Origin of the sequence: Feifania hominis (assembly GCF_014384765.1) — a bacterium.
GTDB lineage: Bacteria > Bacillota > Clostridia > Oscillospirales > Feifaniaceae > Feifania > Feifania hominis.
On the sequence record NZ_JACRSP010000003.1, the window covers coordinates 376414 to 389345 of the forward strand.

Sequence of the window (12932 nt, forward strand, 5' to 3'; positions counted from 1 at the left end):
AATGGGTAAAGTGTACCGCATCTATGTGGAAAAGCGGCCGGGCGTCGACATTGAGGCGCGCGGCATGTGCCGGGATCTGCGCGAGAATCTGATGATTGCGGGGCTTCGCAGCGTGCGGGTTCTCAACCGCTACGACGTGGAGAATCTGAGCGTTGAGGAGTTTCGCCGCGCGCAGGACATCGTCTTCTCCGAACCGCCGGTGGATACGGTGAGTTTTGACGACCCCGTGCCGGGGCCGGGCGAGCGCATCTTCGCCGTGGAGTATCTGCCGGGGCAGTTCGACCAGCGAGCCGACTCCGCCGCGCAGTGCGTGGCGCTGCTGACGCTCAAGGAGCGCCCGCTCATTCGCAGCGCGCGGGTCTACCTGCTGGCGGGGGAGCTCACCGACGAGGAGTTTGAGCGCGTCAAGCGCTATGTCATCAACCCCGTCGAGAGCCGCGAGGCCTCGCTCGAGCGGATCGAGACTCTGCGCCAGGACTTCCCCGTGCCGCAGGCGGTCGAGGTGCTCGAGGGCTTTACCGCCCTCGACGCAGCGGGGCTTCGCGGCATGCTCGGGCAGTACGGCCTTGCGATGGACTTCGACGATCTGAAATTTGTGCAGGACTACTTCGCCGGCGAGCGCCGCGACCCGACCATGACCGAGCTTCGCATGATCGACACCTACTGGTCAGACCACTGCCGCCACACGACCTTTCTCACGGAGATCGACAGCATCACCATTGACAGTGAGCGCATTCAGAAGAGCTACGACGCCTATCTCGACATCCGCCGCAGGCTCGGCCGTGAGAGCCGCCCGAAGACGCTGATGGATCTTGCGACCATCGGCGCGAAAGAGCTGCGCCGGCGGGGGTTTTTGCAGAACCTCGATGAGAGCGAGGAGATCAACGCCTGCTCCATCGTCATCAAGGTGGATGTCGACGGCGAGCCGCGCGACTATCTGCTGATGTTCAAAAACGAGACCCACAACCACCCGACCGAGATCGAGCCCTTCGGCGGGGCGGCGACCTGCCTCGGCGGGGCCATCCGCGACCCGCTGTCGGGGCGCTCCTATGTCTATCAGGCCATGCGGGTGACGGGCGCGGCCGACCCGCGCGTGCCGGTGGGCGAGACGCTGCCGGGCAAGCTGCCCCAGAAGAAGCTCGTCAATACGGCGGCCGCGGGCTACAGCTCCTACGGCAACCAGATCGGCCTTGCGACGGGGTATGTCAATGAGGTCTACCACCCGAACTACGTCGCCAAGCGCATGGAGATCGGCGCGGTGGTGGGCGCGGCGCCCTGTGAGAACGTGGTGCGCGAGCGGCCGGAGCCGGGCGACGTTGTGATTCTGCTCGGCGGGCGCACGGGCCGCGACGGCATCGGCGGCGCGACGGGCTCGTCGAAGAGCCACACCGCGAGCTCGACGAGCACCTGCGGCGCCGAGGTGCAAAAGGGCAACCCGCCCGAGGAGAGAAAGCTCCAGCGGCTCTTCCGCAACCCCGAGGCGACGCGGCTGATCCGCCGGTGCAACGACTTCGGCGCGGGCGGCGTGTCGGTCGCCATCGGCGAGCTCGCCGACGGCCTTGCGATCGACCTCGACCGCGTGCCCAAGAAGTACGAGGGGCTCGACGGAACCGAGCTTGCGATCAGCGAATCGCAGGAGCGCATGGCCGTGGTCGTGCGCGAGGGCGACGCCGCGCGCTTCATCGCCCTCGCGGGCGAGGAGAACCTCGAGGCGACGCAGGTCGCGATGGTGACCGCCGAGCCGCGGCTTCGCATGAGCTGGGCCGGGCAGCAGGTCGTCGACCTGTCGCGGGAGTTTCTCAATTCCAACGGTGCGCCGAAGCACACCGATATTCACATCGACCGGCCCGAGACCGCCTCGCTCTACGAGGGACTCGGGCAGGGCGCCACCGCGAGAGAGCGCTTTCTCTCGGTGCTCGGCGATCTCAACGTCTGCTCGCAGAAGGGGCTTGTCGACCGCTTTGACGGCACCATCGGCGCGGCCTCGGTGACCATGCCCTACGGCGGGGCGCACCAGCTCACGCCGGTGCAGAGCATGGCGGCCAAGATTCCCGTGGAGGGCGGCGAGACCGACACCGCCTCGGTGATGGCCTACGGCTTCAACCCGGCAATCTCGGTCAAGAGCCCCTACCACGGGGCGGCCGCCGCGGTGGTCGAGTCGGTCGCGAAGCTCGTCGCGGCGGGCTGCGACTACCGCACGGCCTACCTGACTTTCCAGGAGTACTTCGAGCGTACCAGGAGCGACCCGCGCCGCTGGGGCAAACCCGCGGCGGCTCTGCTCGGCGCGCTCGAGGCGCAGCTCTCGCTCGGCCTTGCGGCCATCGGCGGAAAGGACAGTATGTCGGGCACGTTTGAGGACATCGACGTGCCGCCGACGCTTGTGAGCTTCGCCATCACGACGATGGGGGCGGGCGAGCTTGTTACCCCCGAGTTCAAACAGGCGGGCGACGAGCTGTGGCTCGTCGAGCCGGCGTATGACGCCGACGGCCTTGTGGACTTTGCAAGTCTCAAGGCGGGCTTTGAGGCGGTGCGCGCCCTGGTGAAAGCGGGCGGCGTGCGCGCGGCGTGGGCTGTTTCGACGGGCGGTATCTGCGAGGCCGTCTGCAAGATGGCGTTCGGCAACCGCCTCGGCGCCGCGCTCGAGACCGATCTTGATCTCTACCGCCTGCGCTGCGGCGCCATTCTGCTCGAGGTGCCGGCCGGTACGGCCGCGCCGGGCGTGAAGCTCGGCCGCGTTCTGGACGAGCCCTGCGTGCGCGTTTCGGGCGAGAGCCTGCCGCTCGACGAGCTTCTCGTCGCCTGGCAGAGCACGCTCGAGCCGGTCTTCCCGACGCAGGCAAAGGCCGCCTGCGACACGGCACGCCGCTATGACTTCGGCGAGCGGGCCGGGGCGGCGCCCGCCATTAAGAACGCGCGGCCGCGCGTGGCGATCCCGGTCTTCCCGGGGACCAACTGCGAGTACGACTCGGCGCGCGCCTTTGAGCGCGCGGGGGCCGAGGCGGAGATCTTCGTCATAAGAAACCTCACGGCGCAGGGCCTTACCGAGAGCGTCGAGGGCTTTTACCGGCTCGTCGAGCGCAGTCAGATCGTCATGCTGCCGGGCGGCTTCTCAGGCGGCGACGAGCCGGACGGCTCGGGCAAGTTCATCGCGGCCTTTCTGCGCAACCCGAAGATCGCCGACGCCATCGAGCGGCTTCTCCACCAGCGCGACGGCCTGATGCTCGGCATCTGCAACGGCTTTCAGGCGCTGGTCAAGCTCGGCCTTGTGCCGACGGGCCACATTGTCGATCTGAAGCCCGACAGCCCGACGCTGACTTTCAACACCATCGGCCGCCACCAGTCGACCATGGTGAGAACGCGGGTAAGCTCCGTCAAGTCGCCGTGGTTTGCAAACGTCGCCGAGGGCGACATTCACACCATTGCCATCTCCCACGGGGAGGGGCGCTTCCTTGCGGACGAGGCGGTGCTCGCGCAGCTTGCCCAAAACGGCCAGATCGCCACGCAGTATGTGGACTTTGCGGGCGAGCCGTCGATGGACATCGCGTTCAACCCCAACGGCTCGGTGGACGCCATCGAGGGCATCACGAGCCCCGACGGGCGCGTGCTCGGCAAGATGGGCCACAGCGAGCGCATGGGCCGCAACATCTGCAAGAATGTGCCCGGCGAGAAAGACCAGAAGCTCTTTTTGTCGGGCGTGGAATACTTCAAATAGGTGAAACAGATGACTGATTCCATCGCGCGCGAGCAGGCCGTGCGGCGGGTGCGGGAGCTTCTCGCCCCGCGCGGGCCGCTCTGCGCGCTCATCGAGACGTTCGGCTGCCAGCAGAACGAGGCCGACAGCGACAAGCTGCGCGGGCTGCTCATCGAGATGGGCTACCGCATGACCGACGACCGCGAGCAGGCCGACTTCATTGTGCTCAACACCTGCGCGGTGCGCGAGCACGCGGAGCTGCGCGTGCTGGGGGTCGTGGGCGCGCTCAAGGCGCTCAAGGACCGAAAGCCCGATCTCGTCATCGCCGTGTGCGGCTGCATGATGCAGCAGGAGCACCGCGTGCGCGAGATCAAAACCAAGTACCGCCATGTTGACATCGTGTTCGGCGCGGGGCTCTACCACCGGCTGCCGGAGCTTTTGAAAACCGTGCTCGAAGAGCGCCGGCGCGAGATCACCCTCGCCGACAACACCGTCGAGATTCTCGAGGATCTGCCGACCGCGCGCCGGCCGGGCGTGCGCGGCGACGTCACGGTGATGTACGGCTGTGACAACTACTGCTCCTACTGCATCGTGCCCTATGTGCGCGGCCGCGAGCGCAGCCGGGCGCCCGGGCGGGTGCTCGGCGAGGTGCGCGAGCTCGCCGCGGCGGGCACGCGCGAGATCATGCTGCTCGGGCAGAACGTCAACTCCTACGGGCACGACCTCGCGCAGCCGTGCAGCTTTGCGCAGCTTCTGCGGCAGGTCTGCGAGGTGCCGGGCGACTTCTGGGTGCGCTTTATGACGAGCCACCCGAAAGACGCCTCCCACGAGCTCTTCGAGACCATGGCGCAGTGCAAAAAGATCGCGCCGCAGCTGCATCTGCCGGTGCAGTCGGGCAGCGACCGGGTGCTCGAGGCCATGAACCGGCGCTACACGGCGGCGCAGTATCTTGCGCTGGTCGACGATCTGCGCGCGCTGATGCCGGACATTGCGCTGTCGAGCGACATCATCGTGGGCTTCCCCGGCGAGAGCGAGGGGGAGTTTCGCGAGACCCTCGCGCTCATCGAGCGGGTGCGCTTTGACAACCTGTACACGTTCGCCTACTCGCCGCGCGCCGGAACGAGGGCGGCGGCGCTGCCCGACCAGCTCTCGCCCGGGGAGAAAGAGCGGCGGCTTCAGGCGCTCATGCGCGCGCAGGAGAAGATCTCACGCGAGCGAAACGAGGCCCTGGTCGGCAGCGTGCAGCGCGTGCTGGTCGAGGGGGCGTCGAAGCGCGACAAAAGCACGCTCGCCGGGCGGACAGCCGGGGGCAAGCTCGTACACTTCGCGGGCCCGGCGAGAGAGAATACCTTTGTGGATGTGAAGATCCTCAGCGCCGCAACCTGGGCGCTGACGGGTGTGATCATAGAGTAAAAAGAAAAACAGAAAGTGAGACGAGAAAAATGACAGTGATGGATAAGGCAAAAGAGCTCGGCGAGGCGATCATCGCCGACGGCCGCTTCAAAAACTACGAGGCCGCCAAGGAGGCCCACGACAAAGACGAGGCGCTTCAGGAGAAGATCATGAAGTTTGAGGCCGCCCGCGAGGAGGTCATCGCCGCCAACACCGAGGAGCCCCGCGACGACGCGAAAGTCAAGGAGATCTCCGAGCGCCTGAACGCCCTCTACGACGAGATCACCAAAAACCAGACCATGACCAATTTTCTCAGCGCCAAAGAGGCGGTTGAGAGCATGGTGCAGGAGGTCTACAACCTGTTGACGTTCTACATCACCGGCGAGGAGCCGAACGCCGGCTGCGGCGGCGACTGCGCAGGGTGCAGCGGCTGCCACTGACGGCCGCCAAAGAGGGGACAGCAAGCGAGGACACAGCACAGAGAAAGGGTGAGACCATGGCCGAACTGACGCCGATGATGCAGCAGTACATGGAGATCAAAAACCGCAACAAGGACTATATTCTGCTCTACCGCCTCGGGGATTTCTACGAGATGTTCTTCGAGGATGCGAAACTCGCATCCAAGGAGCTCGATCTGGTGCTCACCGGGCGCGACTGCGGACAGGAGGAGCGCGCGCCGATGTGCGGCGTGCCCTACCACAGCTGCGAGAGCTACATCGCGCGGCTGGTTGCCAAGGGCTACAAGGTCGCCATCTGCGAACAGCTCGAGGACCCGGCCACGGCCAAGGGCCTTGTCAAGCGGGACATCGTGCGGGTGATCACACCCGGCACGGTGACCGAGCTCGGCATGCTCGACGAGTCGAAGAACAACTACCTCGCCGCGGTCAGCCTGACGGCGGGCAGCGCCGGCATCACCTTTTCGGACATCTCGACCGGCGAGATCTATGCGACCACCGTCGAGGGGAGAGACGTGCCCATGCGCGTACTGGGCGAGATCGGCAAGTTCTCCCCGACGGAGATCATTTTAGAGGGCGGCATGGAGGGCCTCGAGGGCCTGACCGCCTTTGCGCACGACCGGCTGCACGCCACTGTGACCCGCGCGCCCGAGGGCGAGTTCACCCGCGAGAAGTGCGAGCAGATCATCGCCGAGACCTACGGCGCGGACTACCTTGCGCGTGAGGGGCTCGCCGAGCTGCCCGCGTTTATCATCAGCTGCGGCATGCTTCTCGACTACTTCCGGGAGACGCAGCGCTGCGACTTGAAAAATCTCAAGCCCATCAACTACTACCTGCCCGAGCAGTTCATGGAGCTCGACGTGACCACCCGGCGCAACCTGGAGCTGACCGAGACCATGCGCCAGCAGGACAAGCGCGGCTCGCTGCTCGGCGTGCTCGACAGGACAAAGACCTCGATGGGGACGCGCCTGCTGCGCCGATGGATCGAGATGCCGCTGTGCAACACGGCGGCCATCAAAAAGCGCCAGAACGCCGTGGCGGAGCTCATCCGCTCGGGCGAGCGGCGCGAGGAGCTCATCGCGCGGCTCAAGCTCGTCTCGGACATTGAGCGGCTGATGACCCGCGTGGTCTACAACACCGCAAACGGCCGCGATCTGCGCGCGCTGCTCGCGACGCTCGAGCTTCTGCCGCCGGTCAAGGCGGCGCTCAAGGGGGCCGAGAGCGCCTATCTCAAAGAGCTCGACGAGAGCCTCGACGAGCTCGCCGAGCTGCGGGAGCTGCTCGCGAGAGCCATTGTGGAGAAGCCGCCTTTCTCGGTTCGCGAGGGCGGCCTCATCGAAAAGGGCTACAGCAGCGAGGTCGACTCGCTCAACGATCTGCTCAAAAACAGCAAAGCCTACATACTGAAAATCGAAAATACGGAGCGTGAGAGAACCGGCATCAAGAATCTCAAGATCTCCTACAACAAGGTGTTCGGCTACTATCTGGAGGTCACAAAGTCCTACCAGAATCTGGTGCCCGACCACTATATCAGAAAGCAGACGCTCGCGAACTGCGAGCGCTACATCACCGAGGAGCTCAAGGAGCTCGAGGGGCGCATTCTCTCGGCGCACGAGCGGGTCTGCTCGCTGGAGTATGAGCTCTTCTCGAAAGTGCGCGAGCAGGTCGCGGGCGAGACTTTCCGCCTGCAGCGAAACGCCCAGGCGCTCGCGGCGCTCGATGTGCTGTGCTCCTTTGCGGTGGTGGCGCGCCGGGGCGGCTACTGCATGCCCGAGGTCGATTTCAGCGACGAGATCCGCATCAAAGACGGCCGCCACCCCGTGGTGGAGGATCTGCTCAAGGATGCGCTCTTTGTGCCGAACGACACGCTGCTCGACACGCGCGAGAACCGGCTTGCGATCATCACCGGCCCCAACATGGCCGGAAAGTCGACCTATATGCGCCAGGTGGCGGTCATCACGCTCATGGCCCAGATCGGCAGCTTTGTGCCGGCGAGTTCGGCCCACATCGGCGTGGTGGACAAGATCTTCACCCGCGTGGGCGCGGCCGACGACCTGGCGATGGGCCAGTCGACCTTTATGGTCGAGATGAGCGAGGTGGCCCACATTCTCAAAAACGCCACAAAGAAGAGCCTGATCATCTACGACGAGATCGGCCGCGGCACGAGCACCTTTGACGGCATGAGCATCGCGCGCGCGGTGGTGGAATTCACCGCCGACCGCAAGCTGCTCGGCGCGAAGACCCTCTTTGCGACCCACTACCACGAGCTGACGGAGCTTGAGCGAACCATCGGCGGCGTGAAGAACTACAACATCGCCGTCAAAAAGCGCGGCGACGACATCACGTTTCTGCGCAAGATCGTGCGCGGCGGCGCAGACGACAGCTACGGCATCGAGGTGGCGAAGCTCGCGGGCATTCCGCAGAAGGTCATCACGCGGGCAAAGGAGATTCTTCAGGACATTGAGCTCGCCGAGCCCGTCCGGCCCGCCCACGCCCCGCGGCGCGCGTCGCAGCCCGAGCCGGAGATCGAGCAGACCTCCTTTGAGCGCAGCGGCGCTGAGGCGCTCGCCGAGAGCATGCGCATGCTCGACGTGAACACGCTGACGCCGATTGAGGCGATGAACAAGCTCTTTGAGCTGTGCAACGAGGCGAAAAAACTCTAGAGACAGGAGGTGGCGCACATGGGAAAAATCAACGTGCTCGACCGGCAGGTGGCGAATCTGATCGCGGCGGGCGAGGTGGTCGACCGGCCGATGTCGGTGGCCAAGGAGCTCACCGAGAACGCCATTGACGCGGGCGCGACCAGCATCACCGTCGAGATCCGTCACGGGGGTGCGAGCTACCTGCGCGTCACCGACAACGGCGTGGGGATGGAGCGCGACGACGTGCCGCGCGCCTTTTTGCGCCACGCCACGAGCAAGGTGCGCACCGAGGAGGATCTCACGCGCATCGGCACGCTCGGCTTTCGCGGCGAGGCGCTCGCGGCCATCGCGGCGGTGTCAAAAGTGGCGGTGATGACCAGACAGAGCGGCCAGACCGAGGGCACGCTCTACCGCATCGAGGGCGGCGAGGAGCTCGAGCTCGCCCCGGCAGGCTGTCCGGACGGCACGACGGTCACGGTGCGCGATCTGTTTTTCAACACCCCCGCGCGCATGAAGTTTCTCAAAAAGGACGCGACCGAGTCCGCCACCATCGCGGCGCTGATGGACAAGTTCGCCCTCTCCCACCCGGAGATCGCGTTCTGCTTCATCCGCGACGGGCGCCCCGCGCTGCAGACCACGGGCGACGGCGACCTGTCGGCTGTGGTCTTTGAGGTCTATGGGCGCGACAGCTCGAAGAAGATGCTCGAGGTGCGCTACGAACACGAGGGAATCCGCGTCAGCGGCTTTGTGGGCGCGCCCCTCGCGGCGCGGCCCAACCGCAATTTGCAGAACTTCTTTTTAAACGGCCGCATGGTCAAGGCAAAGACCTTTACCTACGCGCTCGAGGAGGCCTTTCAAAACCGGATCATGACCGAGCGATACCCCATCTGCGCGCTCGCGGTCGAGCTTGACACCGCGCTTGTGGATGTGAATGTGCATCCGACCAAGCTCGAGGTGAAGTTTGCCAACGAGCGCCGGGTCTATGAGGCGGTCTACTTTGCGGTCTGTGCGGCGCTTGACGCGCGCGGGGAGCGCGACGCCTTTGAGCTGCCGCAGGCCCCGCGCGCCGCGGCGCGCTTCGACGTGCCGGCGGCCGAGTACACGCAGCAGCGCCTCGGCGCCCCCGCGCGGGCGGGCGTCGCCTATGCCCCGCCGAAAGACGAGCCGCCGGTCCGGGTGGATCAGCAGGCCTGGGGCTACCGGGGCGGGAGCGCCGCCGTGAAGCCGGAGCCCGCGGCCAAACCGCCGCGCTGGACGAGCGAGCCGCCCGCCGGCCCGGCCCGGCCCGCCGCGTGGCCGCGCGGCGCCGGTGCGCAGGCGCCCGCAGCAGCGCAGAGCGCGCAGACCACCCCGGAGGAGCTCCGGCCAAACGGCAGAACGGCGAGCGCGACCGGGCCGCAGAGCGCGGAGGGCTCCGCCGGTGTCCGGTACGCTGACGGCGCGCAGGCGCCCGCATGGGAGGGAAAATCGCCCGCCGCGGGGGACACTGCGCCGGATTGCCGGGCGGAGGGCTTGCGCGGGGAGAGCTCCGCCGCAGGAGAGCACCGCGCCGACAGCGGGGAGACCGCGCAGGGCGCTGAGGCTCACGGGGCGGACCTCGCGCAGGGCGAAGCCGCGCCGGCACCGGAGAATATACCGGCGCAGGGAGATCCGCCGGAGCGCGGGGAGGAGCCCCCCGCTGTGGCGCGGGAGAGCTTTCGGCTGGCCGGCGAGCTCTACCACACCTATCTCATCGTGGAGGTCGGCGACGACGTCTACTTCATCGACAAGCACGCCGCGCAGGAGCGCATGACTTTCGAGCGGCTTCGCGCGGCGCAGGCCGCCCGTGAGACGCAGACTCTGCTCGCGCCGGTGATGGTGCCCCTCGCCCGCGAGGAGGCGGCCGCAGTCGCGCAGAATCTGCCGGTCTTCGAGCAGCTCGGCTTTGCGCTTGAGGACTTCGGCGACGGCAGCTTTCTGTGCCGCGGCGCGCCGATTGGAACCGACGAGGGGGACATCCCCGCGCTCGTCGAGGAGGTGGCGGGCGAGCTGCTGCGCGGCAAGCGGGATCCCGGCCCCCACAGCATCGACGATCTGCTGCACTCCATCGCCTGCAAGGCGTCGATGAAAGGCGGGCAGAAAAACGCCCCCGAGGATCTCGAAGATCTGGTCGCAAAGCTCCTGGCGCTGCCCGACATCCGCTACTGCCCGCATGGGCGGCCGGTGGCGCTGGTGCTCTCGCGCCGCTACTTTGAAAAACAGTTCCGGCGGTGAGTGGTATGAGACGACAGCTTTTGCCGGCGGTGGTCGGCACCACGGCGAGCGGCAAGACGGCGCTCGCCATCCGCCTCGCGCAGCGCTGCGGCGGCGAGGTGGTCTCGGCCGACTCCATGCAGATCTACCGCCGCATGGACATCGGCACGGCCAAGCCCACGGCGGCCGAGCGGCGAGAGGCCGTGCACCACATGGTGGACATTGTGGAGCCCGGCGAGAGCTTTTCGACCTTTGACTATGTCGCGATGGCGCGCGGGGTGATCGCGCAGATCGCGGCGCGCGGGCGGCTGCCGATTCTCGCGGGGGGCACGGGGCTCTATGTCTCGACGCTTCTCGACGGCACGAGTCTGCCCGAGATGGAAAACGACGCGGCGGTGCGTGAGAAGTACCTCGCCATCGCGCGCGAGCAGGGAAACGAGGCGCTGCACAGGCAGCTTGCGCAGGTCGATCCGGCCGCGGCCGCAGCCGTTCACCCGAACAACGTCAAGCGCGTGGCGCGGGCGCTTGAGGTCTACGAGCTGACGGGCAGGACCGTCACCTGGTGGAATGAGCGCTCGAAGAGAGAGCCCTCGCCCTATGAGCCGCTGCTCTTCGGGCTGACCTACCGCGACCGGGCGCGGCTCTACGAGGCCATTGACAGCCGTGTGGACCGCATGGTGCAGCAGGGGCTTCTCGACGAGGTGCGCTCGCTTCTCGACGCGGGCGTCTGCCCCGCGTCGACCGCCTTTCAGGCCATCGGCTACAAGGAGCTCGCGGCCCATCTCGCCGGGGCTTGCAGCTTCGAGCAGGCGGTCGAGAGCGTCAAGCGCGAATCGCGCCGGTACGCCAAGCGCCAGCTGACCTGGTTTCGGCGCGACGGGCGGGTGCGCTGGTTCTATGTGGATGAGATGGACATGGAAAAAATTACAGAAAATTGCCAAAACATGGTAGTCAATCATCTCTGATTCTGTTATACTGTTTTCTGTCGGGCGGCCTGTCCGGCTAAAACAGAAAGACGGGGGACAAGAACCATGAACAGAATCAATTTGCAGGACAACTTTTTGAACCAAGCGCGCCGCGAGCGCATCTTTCTGACGATGTATCTGATGAACGGCGTCAAGATGACGGGCGTCTGCAAGGGCTTTGACAACTTTGTGGTGCTGCTCGAGAGCGGCGGCATCGATCAGATGATATACAAACACGCGATTTCAACCGTGATTCCGGCCCGGCAGATCAACGCGGCGCAGCCGCCGCAGGGGGATGCCGAGGACTGACACGGGCTGTAAGGAGGACCATGAGACGAGTCATTGGCAGGATCATTGCAACGGTGGTTGTCTTGGCGGCGGCCGCGTTTCTCGCGCTGCAGCTGTTTCGCTTTTCGCTGCCCGAGTACCAGACCGAGACGGCCGAGCTCTACTCGGCGAGCGAGGAGACGGCGGTGCAGGGGCTTCTCATCCGCGAGGAGCAGCTCATCGCCTACCCGGCCGACCCGGACGCGGCCTATGAGTACCTGGTGGACGACGGCGTGCGGGTGGCAAAGGGCGGCAAGATCGCGACGGTCTACCGAAGCCAGGAGGATCTCAGCCGCCGGCTCGAGGTGACAAGGCTGACCAGCAAAATCGAGAATCTCGAGCGCGTGGTCGGCGAGTCGGCCGAGAGCGTGGTGGAGATTGCGAGCATCGAGCAGGACATCAACTCCCTGATACTCAGCGTGCACGGCGCGCTCGACGAGAACCGCGGCGACCGGGTCAGCGCCCTCGAGGACGAGCTGCACCTGGCGATCAACAAGAAGAAGGCGATCATGGGCGGAAGCGACGAGCTGCTCGCTGAAATTGCGGCGCTCACCGCCGAGCGCGATCGGATTCAGAGCACCATCCAATCGGCTGAGACGGCGCTCTACGCGCCTGAGGCGGGCTACTTTGTCAAGACGACCGACGGCTACGAGACGCAGCTTCTGCCGGACGAGGTGGAGAATCTCACCGTCGAGCGGCTCACGCAGCTGATGGACATGCAGGTGACACCGACCGACGAGTACGCGGGCAAGGTGGTCACCGACTACCAGTGGTTCTTCGCGTGTGTGCTCACCGATGAGCAGTGCCAGGGACTCACCCAGGGGCAGAAGGTGTCTCTTCGCTTTCCGTTTCTGATCGACGAGTCGATTCCGGCCACGCTCGACATTCTGCGCGAGGAGCACGAGGGGAACCTCGCGGTCTTCTCGAGCTACTATGTGCTAAACGAGATCAATCTGCTGCGCAGCCAGACGGTGCAGATCGTGCGCGACGACCACCAGGGGCTCAAGGTGAACTCTTCGGCGCTGCGCGTGGTGGACGGCGAGTCGGGGGTCTTTACGCTCTCGGGCTCGGTCATCGAGTTCAAGCCGGTGAACATCCTCTACGCCAAGGACAACTATGTGATCGTCGAGTGGGACCAGAACCAGAAAGGCGGCCTCAAGCTCTACGACGAGGTCATCGTCAAGGGCAAGGACCTCTACGACGGCAAAGTCATCAATTGAGGTGAATA

The 12932-nt window shown here is 65.7% G+C and carries 8 protein-coding genes; all 8 read left to right on the forward strand.

Translation table 11 applies throughout. The features are described 5' to 3' along the window. Nucleotide 1: 1 nt before the first annotated feature. On the forward strand, nucleotides 2-3712 hold the full coding sequence (locus H8695_RS08915) for a phosphoribosylformylglycinamidine synthase (protein WP_249300730.1): 3711 nt from the start codon (nucleotides 2-4) through the stop codon (nucleotides 3710-3712). A gap of 9 nt (nucleotides 3713-3721) precedes the next feature. Beyond that, the gene (gene miaB, locus H8695_RS08920) at nucleotides 3722-5104 is read left to right on the forward strand and encodes a tRNA (N6-isopentenyl adenosine(37)-C2)-methylthiotransferase MiaB (protein WP_249300732.1); all 1383 of its coding nucleotides are present in this window, start codon (nucleotides 3722-3724) and stop codon (nucleotides 5102-5104) included. Between the two features lie 29 nt (nucleotides 5105-5133). Further along, a complete protein-coding gene (locus H8695_RS08925) occupies nucleotides 5134-5523 on the forward strand; it encodes a YlbF/YmcA family competence regulator (protein WP_249300734.1) in 390 nt (129 codons plus the stop codon). Nucleotides 5524-5579: 56 nt separating this feature from the next. Continuing rightward, complete coding sequence (mutS, locus tag H8695_RS08930) at nucleotides 5580-8201, forward strand: DNA mismatch repair protein MutS (RefSeq protein ID WP_249300811.1); 2622 nt, start codon at nucleotides 5580-5582, stop codon at nucleotides 8199-8201. Nucleotides 8202-8219: 18 nt separating this feature from the next. Next, the gene (mutL, locus tag H8695_RS08935) at nucleotides 8220-10433 is read left to right on the forward strand and encodes a DNA mismatch repair endonuclease MutL (RefSeq protein ID WP_249300736.1); all 2214 of its coding nucleotides are present in this window, start codon (nucleotides 8220-8222) and stop codon (nucleotides 10431-10433) included. A gap of 5 nt (nucleotides 10434-10438) precedes the next feature. After that, nucleotides 10439-11377, forward strand: coding sequence for a tRNA (adenosine(37)-N6)-dimethylallyltransferase MiaA (miaA, locus tag H8695_RS08940; protein WP_249300738.1), 939 nt, complete (start codon nucleotides 10439-10441; stop codon nucleotides 11375-11377). Nucleotides 11378-11443: 66 nt separating this feature from the next. Further along, nucleotides 11444-11686 carry an RNA chaperone Hfq gene (gene hfq / locus H8695_RS08945; RefSeq protein WP_249300739.1) on the forward strand — a complete coding sequence of 81 codons (243 nt, stop codon included), beginning with the start codon at nucleotides 11444-11446 and terminating at the stop codon, nucleotides 11684-11686. A 20-nt stretch (nucleotides 11687-11706) separates the two neighbouring features. Then, nucleotides 11707-12924 carry a biotin/lipoyl attachment domain-containing protein gene (locus tag H8695_RS08950; protein WP_249300741.1) on the forward strand — a complete coding sequence of 406 codons (1218 nt, stop codon included), beginning with the start codon at nucleotides 11707-11709 and terminating at the stop codon, nucleotides 12922-12924. Nucleotides 12925-12932: the final 8 nt, after the last annotated feature.